At 61.7% G+C, this 21712-nt stretch carries 24 protein-coding genes and 1 tRNA gene; 11 read left to right on the top strand and 14 right to left on the bottom strand.

The annotated features are described in order from the left end of the window. Window positions 1-83 precede the first annotated feature (83 nt). The 3 genes from tig to LB529_RS14520 all read left to right on the top strand — a co-directional run bounded on the left by tig (window position 84) and on the right by LB529_RS14520 (window position 2898). On the top strand, window positions 84-1598 hold the full coding sequence (gene tig / locus LB529_RS14530) for a trigger factor (RefSeq protein ID WP_224628181.1): 1515 nt from the start codon (window positions 84-86) through the stop codon (window positions 1596-1598). Between the two features lie 177 nt (window positions 1599-1775). Then, on the top strand, window positions 1776-2303 hold the full coding sequence (locus LB529_RS14525) for a hypothetical protein (protein WP_318012563.1): 528 nt from the start codon (window positions 1776-1778) through the stop codon (window positions 2301-2303). Window positions 2304-2517: 214 nt separating this feature from the next. Further along, window positions 2518-2898: a c-type cytochrome gene (locus LB529_RS14520; RefSeq protein ID WP_224631806.1), complete on the top strand. Its 381-nt coding sequence runs from the start codon at window positions 2518-2520 to the stop codon at window positions 2896-2898. Between the two features lie 347 nt (window positions 2899-3245). Here the strand turns inward: LB529_RS14520 and LB529_RS14515 are convergent, their stop codons facing one another. From LB529_RS14515 to map, 8 genes are all read right to left on the bottom strand, one after another. After that, window positions 3246-3719: an aminoacyl-tRNA deacylase gene (locus LB529_RS14515; protein WP_095765573.1), complete on the bottom strand. Its 474-nt coding sequence runs from the start codon at window positions 3717-3719 to the stop codon at window positions 3246-3248. 129 nt (window positions 3720-3848) lie between these two features. Then, the gene (locus tag LB529_RS14510; protein ID WP_095765038.1) at window positions 3849-4241 is read right to left on the bottom strand and encodes a cytochrome C oxidase subunit IV family protein; all 393 of its coding nucleotides are present in this window, start codon (window positions 4239-4241) and stop codon (window positions 3849-3851) included. Between the two features lie 26 nt (window positions 4242-4267). Continuing rightward, window positions 4268-4987 carry a heme-copper oxidase subunit III family protein gene (locus LB529_RS14505; protein WP_095765039.1) on the bottom strand — a complete coding sequence of 240 codons (720 nt, stop codon included), beginning with the start codon at window positions 4985-4987 and terminating at the stop codon, window positions 4268-4270. Window positions 4988-4997: 10 nt separating this feature from the next. Beyond that, window positions 4998-5702 carry a cytochrome c oxidase subunit 3 gene (locus LB529_RS14500; RefSeq protein ID WP_095765040.1) on the bottom strand — a complete coding sequence of 235 codons (705 nt, stop codon included), beginning with the start codon at window positions 5700-5702 and terminating at the stop codon, window positions 4998-5000. After that, complete coding sequence (gene ctaD, locus LB529_RS14495; RefSeq protein ID WP_095765041.1) at window positions 5699-7468, bottom strand: cytochrome c oxidase subunit I; 1770 nt, start codon at window positions 7466-7468, stop codon at window positions 5699-5701. Before ctaD ends, LB529_RS14500 begins: the two co-directional genes overlap by 4 nt. Before the next feature lie 21 nt (window positions 7469-7489). After that, window positions 7490-8374, bottom strand: coding sequence for a cytochrome c oxidase subunit II (locus LB529_RS14490; RefSeq protein ID WP_224525292.1), 885 nt, complete (start codon window positions 8372-8374; stop codon window positions 7490-7492). 148 nt (window positions 8375-8522) lie between these two features. Continuing rightward, a complete protein-coding gene (gene radC, locus LB529_RS14485) occupies window positions 8523-9284 on the bottom strand; it encodes a RadC family protein (protein WP_224602733.1) in 762 nt (253 codons plus the stop codon). 35 nt (window positions 9285-9319) lie between these two features. Then, window positions 9320-10147, bottom strand: coding sequence for a type I methionyl aminopeptidase (gene map, locus LB529_RS14480; protein WP_224711439.1), 828 nt, complete (start codon window positions 10145-10147; stop codon window positions 9320-9322). A 199-nt stretch (window positions 10148-10346) separates the two neighbouring features. Here map and LB529_RS14475 point away from each other — a divergent pair, with 199 nt between their 5' ends. The 3 genes from LB529_RS14475 to LB529_RS14465 all read left to right on the top strand — a co-directional run bounded on the left by LB529_RS14475 (window position 10347) and on the right by LB529_RS14465 (window position 11594). After that, window positions 10347-10715, top strand: a complete 369-nt coding sequence (locus LB529_RS14475; RefSeq protein ID WP_224711438.1) for a hypothetical protein — start codon at window positions 10347-10349, stop codon at window positions 10713-10715. Window positions 10716-10826: 111 nt separating this feature from the next. Beyond that, window positions 10827-11063 (top strand): hypothetical protein, encoded by a 237-nt coding sequence (locus tag LB529_RS14470; RefSeq protein ID WP_095765046.1) that lies wholly within the window; start codon window positions 10827-10829, stop codon window positions 11061-11063. A gap of 225 nt (window positions 11064-11288) precedes the next feature. Then, window positions 11289-11594, top strand: coding sequence for a DUF982 domain-containing protein (locus LB529_RS14465; protein WP_140840426.1), 306 nt, complete (start codon window positions 11289-11291; stop codon window positions 11592-11594). Window positions 11595-11606: 12 nt separating this feature from the next. Here the strand turns inward: LB529_RS14465 and LB529_RS14460 are convergent, their stop codons facing one another. Continuing rightward, a complete protein-coding gene (locus LB529_RS14460) occupies window positions 11607-12293 on the bottom strand; it encodes an aspartyl/asparaginyl beta-hydroxylase domain-containing protein (RefSeq protein WP_140840424.1) in 687 nt (228 codons plus the stop codon). A 220-nt stretch (window positions 12294-12513) separates the two neighbouring features. Here LB529_RS14460 and LB529_RS14455 point away from each other — a divergent pair, with 220 nt between their 5' ends. Beyond that, window positions 12514-12876 (top strand): hypothetical protein, encoded by a 363-nt coding sequence (locus LB529_RS14455; protein WP_318012561.1) that lies wholly within the window; start codon window positions 12514-12516, stop codon window positions 12874-12876. A 397-nt stretch (window positions 12877-13273) separates the two neighbouring features. Here the strand turns inward: LB529_RS14455 and LB529_RS14450 are convergent, their stop codons facing one another. Continuing rightward, window positions 13274-14245, bottom strand: coding sequence for a LysR family transcriptional regulator (locus LB529_RS14450; RefSeq protein WP_224711437.1), 972 nt, complete (start codon window positions 14243-14245; stop codon window positions 13274-13276). Between the two features lie 99 nt (window positions 14246-14344). On the opposite strand from LB529_RS14450, the gene LB529_RS14445 reads away from it, so the two are divergent. Both LB529_RS14445 and LB529_RS14440 read left to right on the top strand, forming a co-directional pair. Continuing rightward, on the top strand, window positions 14345-14794 hold the full coding sequence (locus tag LB529_RS14445; protein WP_224711436.1) for a cupin domain-containing protein: 450 nt from the start codon (window positions 14345-14347) through the stop codon (window positions 14792-14794). A gap of 52 nt (window positions 14795-14846) precedes the next feature. Continuing rightward, window positions 14847-15110, top strand: coding sequence for a hypothetical protein (locus LB529_RS14440; RefSeq protein WP_411962501.1), 264 nt, complete (start codon window positions 14847-14849; stop codon window positions 15108-15110). Between the two features lie 308 nt (window positions 15111-15418). Here LB529_RS14440 and LB529_RS14435 read toward each other — a convergent pair whose 3' ends face one another. Further along, a complete protein-coding gene (locus LB529_RS14435) occupies window positions 15419-15877 on the bottom strand; it encodes a hypothetical protein (protein WP_224711435.1) in 459 nt (152 codons plus the stop codon). A gap of 778 nt (window positions 15878-16655) precedes the next feature. Between LB529_RS14435 and LB529_RS14430 the strand changes: the two genes are divergently transcribed. After that, window positions 16656-16802, top strand: coding sequence for a hypothetical protein (locus tag LB529_RS14430; RefSeq protein WP_224628172.1), 147 nt, complete (start codon window positions 16656-16658; stop codon window positions 16800-16802). A 493-nt stretch (window positions 16803-17295) separates the two neighbouring features. Here LB529_RS14430 and LB529_RS14425 read toward each other — a convergent pair. The 3 genes from LB529_RS14425 to phaC all read right to left on the bottom strand — a co-directional run bounded on the left by LB529_RS14425 (window position 17296) and on the right by phaC (window position 21172). After that, a tRNA-Glu gene (locus tag LB529_RS14425) sits at window positions 17296-17370 on the bottom strand. Between the two features lie 479 nt (window positions 17371-17849). Beyond that, entirely contained in the window at window positions 17850-19010 is a 1161-nt protein-coding gene (locus LB529_RS14420; protein ID WP_224628171.1) for a D-Ala-D-Ala carboxypeptidase family metallohydrolase, read from the bottom strand. Between the two features lie 326 nt (window positions 19011-19336). Next, a complete protein-coding gene (phaC, locus tag LB529_RS14415) occupies window positions 19337-21172 on the bottom strand; it encodes a class I poly(R)-hydroxyalkanoic acid synthase (RefSeq protein WP_224711434.1) in 1836 nt (611 codons plus the stop codon). A 97-nt stretch (window positions 21173-21269) separates the two neighbouring features. Between phaC and LB529_RS14410 the strand changes: the two genes are divergently transcribed. Beyond that, window positions 21270-21674, top strand: coding sequence for a hypothetical protein (locus tag LB529_RS14410; protein ID WP_224711433.1), 405 nt, complete (start codon window positions 21270-21272; stop codon window positions 21672-21674). Window positions 21675-21712 lie beyond the last annotated feature (38 nt).

Genomic DNA, 21712 nt, shown 5'->3' with positions numbered 1-21712 from the left:
CCATTTCCGGCAAGATCATACCGGCAGGCTGTAAACGGCTAAAACCGTTCGGCAGTCTCATTGTTGAAAACAAAGGTTCTAGGATGCAGGTCACCGAAACGCTCAACTCCGGTCTCAAGCGCGAGATCAAGATCACCGTGCCGGCCGGTGACATGGAAGCCAAGCTGATGGCGCGGCTGACCGATGCCCGCGGCAAGGTGCGCATCAACGGCTTCCGCCCCGGCAAAGTGCCGGTGCAGCACCTGCGCAAGGTGTACGGCAAGTCGTTCATGGCCGAGGTCGTCAACGAGATCCTCAATGACTCGACCCGTTCGATCATCTCGGGGCGCGGCGAAAAAGCCGCCATGCAGCCCGAAGTGATCATGACCGAGGACGAGAAGGAGGCCGAGAAGATCCTGGCCGGCGGCGCCGATTTCGAATTCAGCCTCAACTACGAAGTCATCCCGCCGATCGAGATCAAGGATTTCTCCGACATCAAGGTGACGCGCCAGGTCTATGACGTGCCGGACGCGGAAGTCGAGGATCAGGTCAAGCGCGTCGCTGAATCGGCGCGCAGCTACGAGCCGAAGACCGGCGAGGCCGCCGAGGGCGACCGTGTGACCATCGACTATGTCGGCAAGATCGGCGGCGAGGCCTTCGCCGGCGGCGCCGGCACCGACCAGCCGCTGGTGCTCGGCTCGAAAGAGTTCATCCCGGGCTTCGAGGAGCAGCTGATCGGAACGAAGGCCGGCGACGAGAAGCAGGTCACCGTCACTTTCCCCGAAAACTACCAGGCGGCGCATCTGGCCGGCAAGGAAGCCACCTTCGACGTCACCGTCAAGGAAGTGTCGGCGCCCGGCGCGCTCGAGATCAATGACGAGACGGCCAAGAATCTCGGCCTGGAATCGCTCGAGCGCCTGCGCGAGATCGTGCGCGGCCAGATCGAGAACCAGTTCGGCTCCATGACCCGCCAGAAGGTGAAGCGCCAGTTGCTGGACCAGCTCGACGCATCCTACTCCTTCGAGGCGCCGTCGAAGCTCGTCGAGGCCGAGTTCAACAACATCTGGGGCCAGGTCAACCGCGACCTGGAAGCCGCCGGCCGCACTTTCGCCGACGAAGAGACGACGGAAGAAGAAGCGCGCGCCGAATATATGCGCCTTGCCGAGCGCCGCGTGCGCCTCGGTCTGGTCCTGGCCGAGATCGGCGAGAAGGCCGGCGTCACCGTGTCGGACGAGGAACTGCAGCGCGGCCTGTTCGAGCAGGTGCGCCGCTTCCCGGCCAACCAGCAGCAGGAAGCCTTCGAGTATTATCGCAGCAACCCGGAAGCCATCAACGCGCTGCGCGCGCCGATGTTCGAGGAGAAGGTGGTCGACTATCTGCTTGGCCAGATCTCGGTCAACGACGTCAAGGTCGGCAAGGACGAGCTGATGGCCGACGACGAGGAGGCCGAAACCGCGACTAAGGCGAAGCCGGCCAAGAAGGCTTCCTCGAAGAAGGCCGAAGCCAAGGCAAGCGACGCAAAGGCTGGCGAAGCAAAGGCAGGCGAAGCCACCGACGAGGCGGAAGAGCCGAAGAAGAGGGCCGCGCCGAAGAAAAAAGCCGCCAAGGAAGCCGAGTAACAGGTTTCAATGCCGAGACTTCGAAAGGCCGCCTCCGGGCGGCCTTTTTCATTAGGAGCTACTTTATTGTGGCGGCGCGGCAACACAGACAACTTGTCTTGAAGGCCTGCCGCTGGCGATACCAACGGTTGAACATTATCTGCGCTTCATCGCATTCGCGGGTGTATGGAGGCATTGGTGAGGCTGGGATTCACGATGAGAGACGTGGTCGTCGCCGCGGCGCTCATGTTTGCCGCAGCCGCCGGTGTCGCTCGGGCCGAGCCGGCTCTCGGCAACTGGAGCGTTGGCGCCGGCAATGATGGTCAGATCACGGCGTCGCTCCACGCCAGCAACAAGCTGATCACCGGCGGCGGAGCGTTGGGCTACAGCCCTGTGCTGACATTGGCTTGCCGGCCCGACGGCGAACCACGCTGGAGCGAGTGGCTCCAGCTCAACGATGCTGTCTCGGCCAGCCGCAAGATCACCATCTCCGTCGCGGTCGACGGCGGCGGCAAAACCGATGAAAGCTGGTCGGTCGGCCCGCGCGGCAGAACACTGGTCAGGGATGGAGACGACGGCATCAAGCGTCTGGCGTCAGCGAACCGGCTGACGCTGTCGTGGCGCTTCGGCCTTTTGTCGGGACGCGGCGAGGCCGATTTCGAGCTTGCGGGCCTTTCGGACGTGATCGGGCAGATCGCGGCAAGCTGCAATACCGACCCGCCCTGACCGTCGCCGTTCAGAAGGCTTGGACCGCTTTTTGGGCAGTTAGTCCTCGGCGCATGGCCTAAGCCTTCGCAGGCCGGCAATTTTTGCCCATTGGTTCGATTCTGTGGTATGTAGGTGCCGCAATTCCACTGAAGAGACGCGGCCGCCCGCCATGCAGGATACGCCAGCGTGGCGCGGGCCGTCCGACGTAAATGACGATCAGGGAGGAAGTGCCATGCGCGCAACCGCGCTTTTCATCGTCTTGTCCGCTACGAGCTTCCTTGCAAGCCCATCGCAGGCGCAGGACGCCGCCGCAGGCGAGAAGGTGTTCACCAAGTGCAAGGTCTGCCACATTGCCGACCAGGACCAGAATAAAGTCGGCCCGTCTCTGCACGGCGTCATCGGGCGCACCGCGGGCACGCATCCCGGTTTCACCTATTCCACGGCCATGATCGAGGCCGGAAAATCCGGCATCAAATGGGACGAGCCTACGCTGACAAAATATCTTCACGACCCCAAGGCGATGGTCAAAGGGACGAAGATGGCGTTTCCCGGCCTCAAGAACGATCAGGACATAGCCAACGTCATCGCCTACCTGAAGCAGTTTTCCAAATAAACACCGCCGTCCAGACTCTTTTGATGGTCGCCTGCTTATCCGGAAGGAAGACGCCGGCAGTTGCGCAGATGAATATCGCCCCCAGCACCGTCACGCCGGGAGCGCAAAAAAACCCAAGAGCAACAGAATGACTATGCCAAGGCCGAGTATGAGAAGCGTCCGCGTGTCCATGACGTTCACCTTCGCATCTTGAGAATACCGAAAAAGCAGCCCTGGACGACTGGCGGTCGTGCTGCCGATCCTCGGCCCCGGCATGTTTTTACCGCAAGGTCGTAGAGCCGCCGGCTGCCCCAGACCGTCGAAGCAATCAGGCCCTGCCGTGACGCAGCGGCGGGAGCCTCTATGCGTCAGAAGGCCGGATAGCTGAACCGCGCCTGGCGCGCGTCCGTCGTCAGGTTGCGGAAATCCTTGCCGCTGACATGCACAAGCGTCTTGTGGTCGCCGCCCTCGAAATAGATATCGGCGGCATCACGCAGGCTCTCGTCCAGAATGACCGGCACATCATAAGCCGCACCGATCGGCGGTATGGCGCCGACGTCGCAATCGTCAAAGAGCGATACCACTTCGTCTTCGGAAGCGAGGCCGAGGCGTTTGTCCATGACGTCCTGCAGCTTGCCGAGTTCGATTCTGTGGGTGCTTGGCACCACGGCCAGCGCATAACCGAGTTCGTGGTGAACGACCACGGACTTCGCCATGATGCTGCCGGGCACGTGCGCGGCAATGGCGGCCTGCCTGCTGGTGGCAGTTCGATGATGCCCCACGGTATCGTAGGAGATGCCCTTGCGGTCGATAAAGTTTCTCAGTCTGTTTGCTATCGTCATTGTCCGCGTCCTTTGCTTGAGTTCACGGCGCATACGCCAAACCAAAATGGGCCGGCGGCCTGTTGTTTCAAGGCATCGGAACCGGCCGTCCCCGGCCCGTCATGCTGCGGCTGGACCCCGCATCGGGTGTCAGGGGCCAGGCCCGAAAAACGCGATACGAGTCAGCAGCGTATAGTCGGCCTCGAAGACCATCATCGCCACGAAAACCAGCACCAGTATCGGGGGCAGGATGATTGCATACATCATCGCCAGCCGCTCCCAGGCCATGTGCATGAAGACGGCGACGATCAGTCCTGCCTTGAGCATCATGAAGATCAGGATCAGCGACCACCTGAGATAGCCGTGGAGGCCGAAATAGTCGACCAGATAGGAGCAGGTGCTGAGAATGAACAACCACGCCCAGACGACCAGATAGAGCTTGATCGGGTGCTCCTGATGCGTCTCCGCCTTGGCGACGATCGCCGCATCATGGGCGGGATGCAGTGCGTGTTGTCCGAGACCGTTTGCGGTTGCTTCAGCCATGTCTTCCTCTCAACAGAACCTGCCTCTCACCACAGATAGAAGAAGGCGAAAATGAACACCCAGACCAGGTCGACGAAGTGCCAATAGAGCCCCATGATCTCGACGTTCTCGTAGCGGCCCCTGCGGCTGGTGAAAAAGCCGGGCCGGCCGGTGTCGAAGTCACCACGCCAGACTTTTCTCGCCACGATGATCAGGAAGATCACCCCGATCGTGACGTGCGTGCCGTGGAAGCCGGTGATCATGAAAAAGCACGAGCCGAATTGCGCGGCTCCCCAGGGATTGCCCCACGGCCGAACCCCTTCGGTGATCAGCTTGGTCCATTCGAAGGCCTGCATGCCGACGAAGGTTGCGCCGAGCGCGGCGGTCAAAAGCATCAGGATCGCGGTTTTGCGACGATCGCGGCGATAGCCGAAATTGACCGCCATGGCCATGGTTCCGCTGCTCGAGATGAGAACGAACGTCATGATGGCGATCAGGATCAGCGGGATCTCCGAGCCGCCGATGCGCAAGGCGAAGACCTCGCTTGGATTCGGCCACGGCACGCGCGTGGAGATCCGCGCCGTCATATAGGAAAGCAGGAAGCAACCGAAAATGAAGGTGTCGCTGAGCAGGAAGATCCACATCATGGCCTTGCCCCAGGACACGTTCTTGAACGCGCGCTGATCCGAGGCCCAGTCGGCGGCGATCCCGCGCAAGCCCTGGGGGCGATCCATCTGGCTGGTATGCGTCAGTGTCGTCTCGGCCATCGCCAGTCTCCTAGGTCAGCAGCCGTTGGCAAATGCTCACAAACGTCGCCGCCCAACCGGCCAGGACGGCGAAGATGCATAGCCAGACGAAAAGCAGGAAATGCCAATACATGGCGCACAGCTCGACGCTGAGGCGCAGCCGCTCCCGCCGCGTTCCGTTCCAGGCGCCGGCGCTCGTCCTGCCAAGGCCGACCAGCCCGCCCAGTATGTGCAGGCCATGCATCGCCGTGATCAGATAGAAGAAGCTGTTGGCCGGGTTGGAGGCCAACAGGTAGCCGTCCTCGGTCAGCTGCCGCCATGCAATCAACTGGCCGGCGAGGAAGGCGAGGGCGGTCAACCCCGCCGTTGCAAGACCGAGCCTTACCATATCCACCTGGCCTCTGCGCGCGGCGACCACGGCACATTGCAGCGCGACGCTGCTCAGCGCCAGCACGCCGGTGTTGAGCCAAAGCAGGCGCGGCAGCGGCAGCGGCCGCCAGTCCGACAGGCCCATGCGCATGAAATAGGCGCTGGTGAACAGCGAGAACAGGCAGCCGACGACGGCGAGGAAGACGCCGAGGCCGATCTTGGCGGTGGGCAGGGAAGACCGGTCGAAGCCGACGACGTCCCCGGCCACGCCTTGCTCCAGCCACGGCTTGGCTGTCAACCGCTGGTGCGAAAGCCACCAACCGGCAAAGCCGGCGATCACCAACATGAAGACTAGGATGACGCTCATGCCGGCTCCCTGGAGGGGCCGAAGGAGCCCGGCACGTTCTGCGGGATGAAGTCCTCCTTGGCGCCCGGCACGCTGTAGTCGTAGGCCCAACGATAGACGATCGGCAGTTCCTTGCCGAAATTGCCGTGCGCCGGCGGCGTCTCAGGCGTTTGCCATTCGAGCGTCGTTGCCCGCCACGGATTGCCGCCGGCCTCACGGCCATGGCGAATGCTCCAGATCAGGTTGAACAGGAACACCATCTGGGCGAAGCCGACGATGAAGGCCATGATACTGATGAACGAGTTCAGATGGTGGGCCGATTCCGTCATGATATTCATGTCGGTCAGTTCGGCGTAGCGCCGCGGAACGCCCATCAGGCCGAGATAGTGCATGGGGAAGAAGATCAGGTAGGCGCCGAGGAAGGTGATCCAGAAATGGAAGCGGCCGAGTGTCTCGTCCAGCATCCGTCCGGTGACCTTCGGATACCAGTGATAGATCGCGCCGAAGATCACCAGGATCGGCGCGACGCCCATGACCATGTGGAAATGTGCGACGACGAACATCGTGTCCGACAGCGGCACGTCGACGACGACGTTGCCGAGGAACAAGCCCGTCAGGCCGCCATTGACGAAGGTGACGATGAAGGCGAGCGCGAACAGCATCGGTATGGTGAGGTGGATGTCGCCGCGCCACAACGTCAGCACCCAGTTATAGACCTTGATCGCGGTCGGCACCGCAATGATCAACGTCGTGGTGGCAAAGAAGAAGCCGAAATAAGGATTCATGCCGCTGACATACATGTGGTGCGCCCAGACCACGAAGCTCAGCGCGCCGATGGCGATGATGGCCCACACCATCATGCGATAGCCGAAGATGTTCTTGCGCGCATGCGTGCTGATCAGGTCCGACACGATCCCGAAGGCCGGCAGCGCCACGATGTAGACCTCCGGGTGGCCGAAGAACCAGAACAGATGCTGGAACAGGATCGGGCTGCCGCCATTGTGCTGCAGTTGCTCGCCCATCTCGACGATTGCCGGCATGAAGAAGGAAGTGCCGAGCAGACGGTCGAGCAGCATCATCACACAAGCAACGAACAGTGCCGGGAAGGCCAGAAGCGCCATGACCGTGGCAGTGAAGATGCCCCAGACGGTGAGCGGCAGGCGCATCAAGGTCATGCCGCGGGTGCGGCCTTGCAGCACCGTCACCACATAGTTCAGGCCACCCATGGTAAAGCCGATGATGAACAGGATGAGCGAAGAGAGCATCAGGATGATGCCCCAGTCCTGGCCGCCCGGCGTGCCGGTCATGATCGCCTGCGGCGGGTAGAGCGTCCAGCCGGCGCCTGTCGGCCCGCCGGGCGCGAAGAAGCTCGACACCAGGACCAGCACGGCAAGCAGATAGACCCAATAGCTCAGCATGTTGACATAGGGAAAGACCATGTCGCGGGCGCCGACCATCAGCGGAATGAGGTAATTGCCGAAGCCGCCAAGGAAGAGCGCGGTGAGCAAATAGATCACCATGATCATGCCGTGCATGGTGATGAACTGATAGTAGGCCTCCGGAGTGATGAAATCGAACGTGCCGGGGAAGCCGAGCTGCAGGCGCATCAGCCAGGACAGCATCAGCGCGACGAGGCCTATAGCCATGGCCGTCGCCGAATACTGGACTGCTATGACCTTGGCGTCCTGTGAAAAGACGTATTTCGTCCACCAGCTGTGCGGATGGTAGAGTTCCATCTCCGCGACTTCGGCGGGTGGAACGGCATCTGCGGGTGTGACGTCGACCATGGGAGCACCTCCGCGCCCTGTTCAGCGGGCCTCGAGCGTTTCGAGTTTTGCCGCGACATCCAAACTGGACGCCATCGTCTTTTCCGACGGTTGGTTCGCCGAGCCCGTTTGCTGGGGCGCGGACAATTGCGCAAAGGTCTGTTGCTGGCCGAGCCAGGCCAGATAGTCCTGCTCGGTATCGACCATGACAACGCCATGCATCAGCGGATGTCCCTGGCCGCACAGCTCGGCGCACAAGACCTGGAAGGTTCCGGTCCGCGTCGGCGTGAACCAGAAATACGTGACCGATCCCGGGATCATATCCATCTTGGCGCGGAATTCCGGGATGTAGAAATCGTGCAGCACGTCGATCGAGCGCAACAGCACCTTGACCGGCTTGCCGACCGGCAGGTGCAGGTCCGCCGCCTCGACCACGACGTCGTCCTGGCCGTTCGGGTCGCCGGGTACGATGCCGAGCGGGTTTTCAGCCGAGACGATGCGGGTGTCGGAGGTGCCGAGCTTGCCGTCCTTGCCGGGCAGACGGAAGCTCCATTGCCATTGCTGGGCGACAACCTCGATATCGGCGGCCTCGCCGGGAACGTTGACGAAGCGGCTCCAGACGAAGAGGCCGGGAACCAGCAAGGCGGTGACACCGGCCGCCGTTGCGATCATCAGCCACGATTCGAGCCGCCTGTTCTCCGGTTGATATGCCGCGCGATTGCCTTCCCGATGCCGGAAGCGGAAGACGCAATAAGCCATAAAGAGCACGACAGCGGCAAAGACGATGCCGGTGATCCAAAAGCTGATGGTGATGGTGTTGTCGATGTAGTCCCAGTTCGAGGCGATGGGCGTCCACCACCATGGGCTCAGGAGGTGGAACAGCACCGAGCCCACAACGATCAAAACGAGTACAAGCACAATGGCCATGTCCCGTCCTCCCGGTATTTCACGGGAGCGCGAAGCATCCCAGGAAGATACCAAGTGCCATCATGCTTGATTTCCTGCTGAAATTCCAGAGCCGACTATCCGATGAGGAGACGATGTCCCGGCAATCCCGAAATGCCGGGCAAACGCCTCAGATCAGCAGCAGCCCCTTCATCGAGGTATTGCCCTTGCGGCCGATGATGATGTGGTCGTGCACGGCGATGCCGAGCGGCTTGGCCGTGTCGATGATCTGCTTGGTCATCTCGATGTCCGCGCGGGAAGGTGTGGGGTCCCCAGAAGGATGGTTGTGCACCAGGATGACGGCGCTGGCTGAGAGCTCGAGCGCGCGCTTGACCACCTCGCGCGGATAGACCGGTGTGTGGTCGACGGTGCCGGTCTGCTGCACCTCGTCGGCGATCAGCCCGTTCTTCTTGTCGAGGAACAGGATACGGAACTGCTCGCGGTTCTCGAAGGCCATGGCGGAGCGGCAATAGTCGAGCAATTGCGTCCAGTTGGACAGGACTTCGCGGCCGCGCACCTCGCCGCGCGCCATGCGCTGGGCTGTGGCGGCGATGACCTTGAGATCGGTCGCGACGGCCGGTCCGATGCCTTTGACTTCTTCAAGCAGGGATGCCGGCGCGCCGAGCACTTCGGCCAGCGAGCCGAAGCGGGCGATGAGCGCCTTGGCGATGGGCTTGGTGTCGACGCGCGGGATCAGCCGGAAGAGCAGCAGCTCGAGCAGTTCATAGTCGGGCAGGGCGTCCGGTCCGCCGGCGACAAAGCGCTCGCGCAGGCGGTCGCGATGGCCGTGATAGTGCGGTTTCTCGGTAGGTGCCGCCTTCTTTTGCACTGCCTCAGGCGGTTCAATCCAGCCTTCGGAAAAGAATGCCCGCTCGTCCTCGACTTTGCCCATGGTCCGCCCGCTCCCCTCAGGCTTAGGTCGAAGTGCTACGCCGGCAGGCCGGGGCGGTCGAGCTTTTTCGGCGACAGCGTGAAGATCTCGCAGCCTGTGTCGGTGACGCCGATCGTATGCTCATACTGCGCCGACAGCGAGCGGTCGCGCGTGACTGCCGTCCAGCCGTCCGACAGCACCTTCACATGCGGCCGGCCGAGATTGATCATCGGCTCGACGGTAAAGATCATGCCCGGCCGCATCTCGACGCCTTCATTGACGGTGCCGTAATGCAGGATGTTCGGCGCGTCGTGGAAAAGCTGGCCGACGCCGTGGCCGCAGAAGTCGCGGACCACCGAGCAGCGCTCGGCCTCGGCATAGCTCTGGATCGCGGCGCCGATGGCGCCTGTGCGGGCGCCGGGCTTGATCGCGGCTATGCCGCGCATCAGGCACTCATAGGTCACTTCGAGCAAGCGCTCGGCGGCGCGCTTGATCGTGCCCACCGGATACATGCGCGAGGAATCGCCATGCCAGCCGTCGAGGATATAGGTGACGTCGATGTTGACGATGTCGCCTTCCTTGAGCGGCTTGTTGTCGGGGATGCCGTGGCAGACGACATGGTTGATCGAGGTGCAGGACGATTTGGTGTAGCCGCGATAATTGAGCGTTGCCGGCAGCGCACCGTGGTCCATGCCGAATTCGAAGACGAAGCGGTCGATCGTTTCCGTGGTCACGCCGGGCTTCACAAGCGGCACAAGCTCGTCGAGGCAGCGCGCGGTGAGGTCGCAGGCCTTGCGCATGCCGGCGAAGCCGTCCTCGCCATAGAGGCGGATCTGACCGGTATTTCGAAGGGGGGCAGTGGAGGCGTCGAGATAGGTGACCATTCTTGTCCGTTTTGCGGGCGTTGGCTCCAAGGGAGCCGAAATGCGAAAATCTGCTCCAGATTTGGCACCGGAAGCCGCAAGGTTCAAGGACGAAGTGCGATTGCGGCCTCCATTGCGGCTTTCCTTCGGCCATCCCATGGGCTAGGTCGGGCCTTGGTATCCGGAGACTGACTTGACGGCGCCTGAACGCGAAAGATCGATGCTGCTGCCGGCCAGGACCGCTTTTGCGGGCCTGATGGCGCTGCTGATGCTCGCGCTGCTGGGCTTCGCGCAGGCCGAAATCTCCGCGTCCGCCGCCTCGTTCTCGTGTGGTTCCAGCATCAGCGCTGCCCGTCAGGGCGACACGATCGCGCTGCTCAGAACGACCGGCAAGGCGCAGGCGGTTGAAGTCCGGGCCAGCCGGCCGCTCGCGACAAAGCTCGTCGGCGGCAATTCCGGCGCGCTCGCCCATGCATCCGATTTCCTGGTTATCGGCCGGGCGTTGCCGTCCGAGATTAGCGCCACGCCCGTATCGGCAAGCGCTACCGCTTCGCGCACCAACCAACCGCGCGCGCCGCCGGCCGCGTGAAGCCTTAGCCGCTAGGCGCGGCATTCAAACCAAAAATTCCTTAGCGCCGCGATCCGGTGACGGCCGCCGGTCGTCCGCCGGTCGCGTGCGCGTCAGTTCGGATTCCGTTCAATGCAACGCATCAAGACATTCAAGACACTCACCTGCGCGGTCGCGGCGGCCTGCTTTCTGGCGGTCCAGGCGGCAATCTGCATCGGCACCGTCTACTGGGCCATTGCCGCCACCCTTCGCATGGAAGGAACGGCGGCGATCGTGCTCGGCGCCATCTTCGCGCTGCCGTCCGCTTATGTGCTGATGGTAGTTACCCGCATGGCCTATGATGCGGAGACCGACCCGGCTAACCAATAGCGGCAAGGGCGTGGAAGAGGGACAAGGGGCTGCGATGGCCGGCAGTACGGTGGAAATCCGGCATTGGCAATGCAGCCGGCATCGATGCGGACTGACCCGGATCCGCCGCACCGGCGAACCGGTTCTTCACCGCACTGAGGTCACATTTGCGAGTCAGAAGGCCGCAAAAGCAACTTTTCAGAACGAACGGCGTTGCTCCGGCTACGCCAGTTCGGGAGACAGGGGATGGACAGATTGCAATTCGAGGTGCCGGTGCGCATCACGCCCGCGCCCGGCCTGCCGATCGAGGAAATCTACAGCGTCGAGCAGGCGCTCGATTTCCTGCAGGATTGGCCGAAGCGCCGCCAAGGCAAGGTCTACGAAGCCGCGTTCAATGCCTGCTTCGGGGCGACGGTCGACGTGACCAGCGCCGAGGAGGCCTGCCGCGCGTTCGCAGCCTTCTGCCGCGTCAGCGGATTGCTGGCGAGGGACGCGATGTTTCCCGGCAAGCGTCGCAGCGGGGCAGGGACGTATCGCGAGGCAAGAGCGTAGATTTCGATCGGTTCAGCCGCCGAACGACACGCCCCGATAGCGCATTCCCACCTGCACGCCGCGCACGATCACGCGCGACAGGATTTCCATATCCAGCGGCATTTGCGGACGCCACACGTCGAGCAGGAGAGCGACGCGGGGCTGATCCGAATTGTTCATCACTTCGTGCTCGAAAGTATCGTCCCACAGCAAGCACTCGCCGTCGGCGATGCGCCTTTCCTCATGATTGATCATCATGATCGTTGCCGGACGGCCGTCAGGCTGTTGGGGGATGACCAGGCCGAGATGGAACCGCATGATGCCGCGAAAGGGTCCGCGATGCGGCGGGATGTGCTTGCGCGGGGCGAGGAACGAGACGGCGGCCGATTTGACCTCGGGGCACTCCGAAAGCAGCCGGCTCAGGACCGGCATGCGCGTGAGGTTCGCCGGGATCGTCATGTCATAGGCCTTGAGCACGAACATGCGCCAGTCGAGACCGTCATTGGCCGAGATATCGATCTGCTCCGGCATGATGTCGTGGAAGCGCGGCGCCTTGTTCAGCTTCGCCGCCAGGGCCTCGTCGCGGATATCGCGCCAGGCTGCGGTGAACTTCGCGGCATTGGGAAAATGTGTGCCGGCGTCAAGAATGGCCGGTGCATCTATGCGCTTTTCATAGATGCGGCGGACCAGATTGGTTCCGAGATCGTAGGCGCCTGACATCTCATTACCTCAACGATGCTGTTATATAGTGCGATATTGCTTGCGGCCATCGCTCACGGAGATTTGCTCGGGCCGTCAACACGGAGATGGACATCGCAGGCTGCCATGCCAAAATCGAAACGATGTCGGTCTCGCTCGCTGCATCGTGACAGCGCGATCATTGCGGAACTGCGACACAAGATGCGAATTTGGCGATACGATGTTTTGCCAGGACGCCACCATGCCCGGACGCAAGATTATGCTTTGCGCGGCAGCCATGCTCGTTGCTGCTTCAAATTTCGCCGACGCCCGATCCGATACGCGCAAGATGACGTGTGAACAGACGCAGGCACTGATCCAGAGCCAGCACGCTGCGGTGCTGAGCACGGGACCGAATACCTATGACCGCTATGTCCGCCAATTCGGCAATGAGTGCGACGCTCCTTACGCGCCGATGGCCGACTATGTTTTCCGACCAGCGCCGGCCGGTGCATGGTTTACCGGTGCGAGGAGCCGGCTCCAATGGTTCCGGATTGACCGAAGGCCTGTGAGCTCTCCCGGCTTTTCACGGGAGCCTCAGACACTGCCGATGCGGCTTACTTGACCTTTTGAATCTCCGGTTGAATCTCCGGGCTCGGCGTCTGATCAGTTGCCGGGGCCGGCGTGCAATCCGGGCCCTTGCAATCCAGCACCGGATCGTCAGCCGGAGGAAGACAATTTTGCCCTTGGCAATGGACTGCCGGCGGCCGCGGCATTGCTTGGCTATTCGGCTGGGCAGGCTGATCGTCTGCGTGAACGAGCGGCACGCCTGCCAGGCCGGTCATTGCCGCGCATAAGAGCGCTGTCCGAAGCATCTTCATTCCCGCCTCCACGGCCGAGAGCGGAGGGAATTTTACACTTTCGAGTCGAGGACGGCTCCTGTCGTCCGCGAACGGCGTTAACAGCGCGTTTCCGCTTGCGTCCTGTCTTGTTACCGACAAGGCACGACGCTGGCCCGCCATTCAGACCGGGCGTGGTTTATGGGCGCTGCTGCCGGCTTCGGCGGCGCTCAGTTGCGAGAGCAGCTTCAACACGATTTCCCGCAGCCATCGGTGCGTAGGATCGGTTGTGTTGCGTTTGTGCCAGACGATGCAGATGAGGGCAGGATCGATCGGCATGGGCGGACTGTAGATCGCCAGCCCCAAGCGAGATGCTACCTTGCGCGCGAGCTGTTCCGGAACGAGAGCGACCAGATCGCTTCCCGCCACTGCGCTACAGACGCCGCCGAACACCGGCATTGTCATGGCCACCCGCCGTTCGCGCCCCATCCGGGCCAGCGCCGCGTCGCCCATGGCCTTGAGCTTGCCCTCGGGCGAGAAGACGACGTGGCCGAGGTCGCAGAAAAGGTCGATCGGAATGACGTCTCCGGGGCTCACCTTCGCCCGCTCGAGTCTTGGGTGCCCAGCGCGGGCGATCGTCACGAATGTCGACCGGAAGGCAGGAAGATAGTCGATCCAACTGGGGAAATCGACCTTGGGAACGAGGGCAAGGTCGATACCGTGCTTTTCGAGCGTGCCGACATAGTCGTCGGGCACAAGATCCACCAGTTGGATCAGTATTTTGGGAGCAAGCCCGGAGATTGCATTGGCCAGGGCAGGCATCAGCATCTCGGCAAAGAAATCCGAACCTGCGATCTTGAAGCTTTGCTCGGCTTCGGCCGGATTGAAGCTGCCAGGCCCGGCAAGCAGCGCCGACAGTTCATCAAGGATGCGGCGAAGCGGAAGCTCGAGGTTCCGGGCGTATTGTGTCGGCACGATATGCTGTCCCTGGCGCACGAACAGCGGATCGCCGAGAAAATTCCGAAGTCGTCCCAGGCTGGCCGATATCGCCGGTTGCGACAGACCGATGCGTTCTCCGGCCTTTACGGTCGATTGCTCGCGCAGCAGCGCGTCGAGTACCCGCAGGAGATTGAGGTCGAAGCTCGATAAATTCATTCGCCGAATATATTTTATATCAGCTATCGATTTCAATTATGAAATCGGTTCTGGCAACTTCCCTGCGTCGAAAATGACGTCGGATCGCGGGAGGTTTCGGTGGCCGTTGCTTCAGTACCCTACAGCGTCCAGTGGCTTGGAACGTCCTACCGGATTTGCCTCACGGCGGAGCAAACGGCCTCGCGGCTGGGAATGTTCGAAAGCCTCGATCAGCCCGGCTACGGTCCTCCGCGCCACATCCACAATAACGAGGACGAGACCTTCCAGATCCAGTCCGGCGAAGTAGAGTTCTGGATGAACGGTCAAACGCGCATAGTCGGCCCGGGCTGTGTCGTGCACGTTGCGCGCGGAATCGAGCATGCATTTCGGGTGATCGGCGATCGACCCGCCAGAATGCTCACCATCATGACGCCCGGCGGCTTCGAAGGCTTCTTCGTGGAGATGGCCAAACACAAGTGCCGAATCCCGGATGACATGGATCAGATCGCGGCAATCGGGGCGCGTTTCGGTTTGACCTTCACAGGCCCGCCTCTGGGCGCGGCTAGATAACTAACTGCGCGATAGCTAACTGCGCGTCCTTGGCGGCTCAGAGACGAGTTTCTTGAGGGAGTGCGAAAAATGGCTGAGCGATCTTCACGAGCTCGACCGCATCGCCGACAGCGCCATCCGCCTGGTGCGCGAGGAGGTGAACCAGGACGCGGTGGAACTGGACCGGCTGATCCGCGACATCGAGACCGAGATAACGGCGCTCCGGCGCGCTCGGCCTGCGCCGCCGCGCGCTGCGCAACCTGATTGTCAACGCTGCCACAACCCTGGAAGCTCTCGACGGCCATTGGTGCTGGCGACGAACTTACAGTCACGCTGAACGCAAAGAATGATCAGCTATTGCGTGAGTTCGTGAGCGGCGGATTTGCTGAAAAAGAGGTTTTGCTGTAGTCGGGCAGGTAATTTACTGCACGATATTTAATCACGATCACATGTCGGATTTCGCTTTTTATGTCGAGCCGAACTCTAATAGATTCCGGCGGCCGATATCAAATATGAGGGCCTTTTATCGAGTGCCCATCGAGCCGCGGATCGCAAAGTTCTTGTCGAGATGCAAAACAGCGAAGGCTTGAGCTGTGATGCCTAGTCTAGTGAGAACCCGACATGTGTCGCAATTGACCCGGCTGCTTAGGTGGCCAGGCGTGCTGGCTTGCTGAGGGTGACTCCGCCCACATCCAACACACGCAGCGCGCCTTCCGCGACCGGGTCATTATACAGCAACGCGCGGAATCCCGTTTTCACCGGGGTTTCTTCGGTCGGCACTTGATCAGGGTCGAAGATTGCCCGATTTGGCAAAGTCACGGGCATTGGCAGCGAGGTGATAGGGTCGAATGTCCGCTGACGGACGACGATAGAGAACGTTCCAGCATCCCCAAGGTCCGCGTACCAGACTGGCGTGCCAACCTTCGCCAGAATTCCCTCAAGTTTATCTGTGAAGCATTCAGACATGAACATGCCGATCTCAAGGGCATTGCCGGGTTCGACTTGAAAGAGGGTGGTCGCTTTAGTGAAGTCCGATTGTTTGAAGTCGATATTGAAATAGATTGCAGGATCGACACGGCTAACTGTGCAGCCTGCCATTCCCATCAGGCCGATCCCAGACGGTAATAGCCCGATTTGCAGCGGGATCCACGATTCCTAGCTCGACTAGACTCCGGTGAAATCCGTCTTCGAAAGCGTCCCTAAAGCGGCCACTCGCGTGCAAACTGATCTTGAGTGAACGGCCAGTTGCCGCTTGGGCGATGTAGAGGTCACGCTTATGGCTGGCAACAGTCCAGATGTACGAGCGCTTGCTGTCGATACAGCCGCCGACACGGCATTTCTCGGCCATTTTCTCAAGGAACTGAGCTATGGGCTCCTGACGTTTTTTTTCGTTCATTGCGGGCTCGCTTGCCTCTGCGTCCACTTACGTGGTCGCGGCCAGAGCAGCGTAAGGGGTGGACGCCTTAGCCATGGAGCGGCCCGACAGTTCCGCGTTGGGGTTTGCGTTGGGTGAACCGCCGGGCCTTAGCCGACTCGGTAGGGGTGGGTAGAGTCGGCTAAAGCGAGGCTAAATTAGCATCTATGCATTGATATAGGTTTCTATACCTTTTCCACCGATTTCCAGGCGCCGGAATGCGGTCATTGCGTAAAGGTTTGGTCAACTATCGCACATTAGAATTCGCTAATGCGCTTTACTTTGGTGCTCTTTTGTTGGGCTGCGTTCTTCGGCTGGGATTTGGCCGCCAACCATGGTGAATTCATGCTCGCGATCGGCCATGGGCTTTTTCGGCTCGTCCACATGACGGGGCTGGCTTGAACTAAGCTCATAAGTGCGGAGAGCGTTACTGACGGGCGGCGGTGGTGGTGGCAGCGAGGGTTCTCGATGGCAGCCAATCTGTTCCGGGTGTCTTACTTCGTTAACCAGCGCGCCTGTGATGGGAGCCAGGAACGCGTTTGCGTGGCGAAATTCATTGTGACTGCGGAGATGAAAGCCCTGGCGGCAGAGACCTTCGGCCGTCAGGGCGCCTGACCGGCGAGACGCATTCGGCAATCAACTAAAACACGATCTGCACCACCGATCTTTGAGCGGCCCGCTGCCTCATTGGGGCGGGCACGCCAGTAACTAAAGTCCGAAAGAGAACACTTCGGGACGGCTCGTCTCGTAGCCAAGGCGGGGCTTGGAACTGCCAACCTCGGTCTGTGGTGAATTGGCGGTTCCGGTCGCAGTACAGTCAAGTTTGGCCGCTGCAGTCGCCTTGATCGACAGCCCTGCACATGTCTTTTGGGCAGTGAGCGTTGGCTTCTTATCGTGGGCCACAGCGGCACTTGACGCCGCGAGAACGAGAGCCGCACAAACGATTGCCGTTTTCATAGCGTTACCCCTTCTTTAGCAACAGCTAATGAGAGGGTAACGTAACGTTAACCAACCGTCAACGCGACACCGGACCAAGCCGGATTCGAGCCCGACATTGGCCAAAGATTGGACAGAGTCGGCATAAGCGTCGCTAAGTTCTTGAAAAGTCTGGTACGCCCAAGGGGAATCGAACCCCTGTTACCGCCGTGAAAGGGCGGTGTCCTAACCGCTAGACGATGGGCGCGCTCAGACGAAGCGGCTTATAATTGCGTTGTTGCCAACCGGCAACCCATCTGCCGCCATATGCGACAACTTTTTTCAAAGGCGGCACAAAGCCCCTCGGGTGGCGGTTTCGCTTGGCCGCGCATCCCTGGAGATTAGCCGGAACATCCTCGCGATCGTCATTCTATGGCGGAGCAAGGAGCGAAGCGACGCGCGCAGACCATAGACTCCGCGAGGCTGACGTGCCGCACCGGTGCAGAACTTGCGCCGCTGCACTCCGCGGTCAAGGTCAAGGATGGATCCTCGGTCTGCGCGTCCGCTTCGCTCCCGCTCCGCCCGTGGATGACGAAGTTCGAAGGGCTTTGGCTAATCGCCGACGTCTGTGGTGGCGTGTTGAAACTGACGTCTGTGGTGACGTGTTGAGACGAATGTCGGCGTTGGCGGCGATCGGCTCGCAACCGGGTAAAACCGGCCATGCCGCTCCAGACCAGGCCAAACGTATCAGCCGTCCTCGCCGCCGCCGCTGCGCCTGCGGCAGCGCCAGTTCCAGTCGCGCTCGGGGCCGACGTCGATATGGACGGATTCGGTGTGGCAGTAGGTGCCGACGCCGCCGCGACCGGGCATCGAGCGGACGTAGCTCGCCAGTTCCCATTTCGACACGCCGGGCAACTGGATGTCGGCGGCGGCGCAATACATGTGCAGCGAGTTCTTGGCGCCGTTGGCGCGGCGGTTGCGCGAGGGATCGCGATAGCCGGAGGTGACGATCATCTTGCGGCCGAAATGGCCCTCGATCGTCTTCAGCACCCGTACCAGCGACGGCTTGAGGCAGGCGACGTCGACGCTTTCGTTCTGTTTCAAAAGGCCATTGGGCGCGAGCCTGGCCAAGCCGGCGGCCGACGCCACCTGGTAGGAACCGCCGCCGCCTTCGTCCTCGTTGAGGTCGACGTCGCTCTCGTCGTCGATGCCGGATTTGCGCTTGATCTCGAACAGCGCCGTCTGGCGCACGCCGGGAAGAGCGTCGGCGCCCGTGATGTGATTGCTCGGGTTGTCGAGCGAGGCCAGTTGCACCGGCTTTTCGGCCGGGGTCGCCGAGGCCAGCGTCACGATCGGCTTGGCCGGCGGCGGCGTGGTCTTGGCCTGCGCGGCGGGCTGGTCGCCGGAGCGCGCATTGTTGATCAGGGGGGCGGGGGCGGCCGAAGCCGGCGTGGTGCTGAACAGCGAGGCGAACAGGCTCTTCTTCGGCGCGGCGATCTGCGGCTGCGCCGGCTCGGCCGCGGTCACATAGACGCCGTTGCTCATGGCCTGCGTGGTCGCCTGCGCCTTCGACGCGACGGTGGCGGCATCGCCGGCGGCGACCTGCTTGGCGACGGCTAGCGTCTGTTCCGCCGTTTGCGCCTGCTGAACCAGCGGTTGCGGCGTGCTCCCGGCAATGGCCTGGGCGCCGGCAGGAATGGCGATGGGGAACGTGCCGTCCGGCCGCGTCTCCGGCACATAGGCGACCTTCTCGGGCAAAGGCGCATCGCCCTCGCTCATCACGGTCGACGTCGCTTCGGCCGGCGCCGATGCCTGCAAGGACGAATCGGCCGAAGTCGCAGTCTTGGCGCTGGATGTCGCGCTCATTTCGCCGGCAGTTGAATTGTAGGCGGGCGAAACGACCGACATCGTTGGGTCGCCGGTCGATGTGCAGGAGGCCAGGAGCACGGAGAAAAGCGCTGCCGCAATGCTGCAGCTTCCCCCTCGTGCAAGACGCCAACCTGCTGATTTCAAAACAAATTCCCCCTCGAGATCCGGTCGGTTCGTCATCGCCGCGCCACTCCAGTATCGCGCCGCGATAACCCTCCTGTTCCCAACCGGAAACGGGACGTGTGTCGAATCTGCAAGCCTCGGAATTATTCTGCGTCGGAAGGTGATTTGAGGCCGCCGAACGATTGACGCCACCATTTCGCCCTGTTTTGGCGGCCCGTCAACTCACCACACATTACAGCCCGTTACACACGCACCTTGACATAGGTGCCCGGCGCATCTCCCAAGGTTTTCATACGCTTGCCGGGTTTGCGGGCGGGTACGCGAATGTCGTCCTGGGCCTCGATCCAGTGCTGCCAGTGCGTCCACCATGAACCAGGATGCTCGTGCGCCGCGGCAAGCCACGCGCTGAAGTCGCCCACCGGCTTGCCGCCGGTCCAGTACTGATATTTCCTGGCGGCAGGCGGGTTGACGACGCCCGCGATGTGACCGGAACCGGCCATGACATACTCGACGTCGCCGCCGAAAAACTGCGATCCGAGGAACACCGAAAGCGCCGGCGCGATGTGGTCTTCCTTCGTGGCCAGGTTGTAGACGGGGATGGTGATGTCGGCCAGCGAGACGGTGCGCCCGGCAAGCTCCATCGTGCCGCGCGAGAGATTGTTCTCGAGATAGCAATTGCGCAGGTAGAATGAGTGATTGGCCGCCGCCATGCGCGTGGAATCGGAATTCCAGTAGAGCAGGTCGAAGGGCAGGGGCTCCTTGCCGCGCATGTAGTTGTTGACGACATAGGGCCAGATCAGGTCGCCCGAGCGCAGCATGTTGAAGGCGGTGGCCATCTTGGTGCCGTCGAGATAGCCCTTTTCGTTCATCGAGCGCTCGACCGCGGCGACCTGGTCCTCGTCGACGAACACCTTGAGGTCGCCGGCATAGGTGAAGTCCACCTGGGTGGCGAAAAAGGTGGCCGATCTGATGCGGTGGTCGCCTTCCTGCGCCAACAGCGCCAGCGCGGCAGCCAGCAGCGTGCCACCGACGCAGTAACCGATGGCGTTGACTTCCTTTTCGCCGGTCGCCTTTTCCACCATGTCGAGGCCGAATTGCAGGCCTTCGCGGATATAGGCCTCCCAGCCCTTGGCGCCGTGACGCTCGTCGGGATTGATCCAGGAGATGACGAAGACGGTGTGGCCCTGCTCGATCGCCCAGCGGATGAAGGACTTTTGCGGGTTGAGGTCGAGGATATAGAATTTGTTGATCCATGGCGGGCAGATCAGCAGCGGCCGTTTCAGCACCGTCTCCGTCACCGGATCGTACTGGATGATCTCGGCGACATCGCTGCGGCCAATGACCTTGCCGGGCGTGGTGGCGATGTTCTTGCCGATCTCGAAGGGCGTGTAGTCGGCCTGGCGCAGCTTCAGGTCGCCCCGGCCCGCGGCGATGTCCTCGGCCAGCATCTTCATGCCGCGCACCAGGTTCTCGCCGTTCGAGGCCATGGTCTCGCGGAACAGCTCGGGATTGGTCAGGATGAAGTTCGACGGGGCGACCGCGTTCGACACCTGCTTGACGTAGAAGCTCGCCTTGTGGCGGGTGTGCTCATCCAGGCCCTCGGCATGCTCGACAAGCTCGTTCGCCCAGCGCGAGGTGACGAGATAGGCCTGCTTGAGGAAGTCGAAGAAGGCGTTGCGGCCCCATTCGGGGTCCTGGAAGCGCTTGTCGCCGCGCTCGGGCTGAACCGCGTCCTGTGGCGCTTCGGCGTTGGGATTGACCTTCTGGATGGCGTTCGCCCAAACGGTCATGTAGCCGGCAAACAGCCGCGTCTGCGCTTCGAGCGCGCGTTGCGGGTCGCCCAGCCAGTATTCCGAAAGCTTTGAGAAGGTCTTGACCATGTCGACGACGGGTTCGGCGACATGGTCGCGCACTTCGCCTTTCTCGCGCGGTTCGGCCCAGGCGGAAGCCGCCTTGCCAGCCTGCTCGACCATGCGCGCCATGTTCAGGGCAAAGCGCTCGGGATCCTTCACCAGATATTGCTCGATGGCCGAAGGTCCGCCATTTTCCGCTTTGTCCGAATCGTCAGGTTTGGACATGGTTCGCGGGGTTCCTCCCGGAGCGTTTTCTTGACATATTACCATGGGACATCTGACCGGGTCCAATTCGCTCTAACCCGGCTGCCAGGAAAACAATATGACGATTAATGTTGGCGGGACTTTTTTTCTCAAGCCGGGTTCGATTTGCCGCATGGCGCTGATGGCGGGGCTGGTCGGCATCCTGCTGCCCGCTGCCGGCTGCACCAGCACCAGCACGAACAATGCGCCGACGGCGTTGACCGAAGGTCCGAGGGACACTGGTTCCTATCCGAACCTCAACATCCCGCCGCAGGTGGCCGCCAAGCAGCTCACCAAGGAAGAGACCGCGGCGAACCTCGCCCAGCTCAAGGCCGAGGAGCAGATGCAGATTGCCAAGGGCAGCGGTGTCAAGGCGCCGGCGAATTCGGCCGCGCTCAACACTTTGGCCAAGACGCATGGCGCCGACACGCTGAAGCAGATCGAGGGCAAATGCGACCCCGCCCTCGACCCTAGCTGCAATTAGGTCTATATCGCGCGCCGAAACTCTGATGGTCTGGAACT

The organism is Mesorhizobium sp. CA5 (assembly GCF_020165105.1).
Lineage (GTDB): Bacteria > Pseudomonadota > Alphaproteobacteria > Rhizobiales > Rhizobiaceae > Mesorhizobium.
The sequence above is the reverse complement of the archived record's forward strand: the minus strand, read 5'-3'. Positions and strand labels throughout refer to the sequence as shown.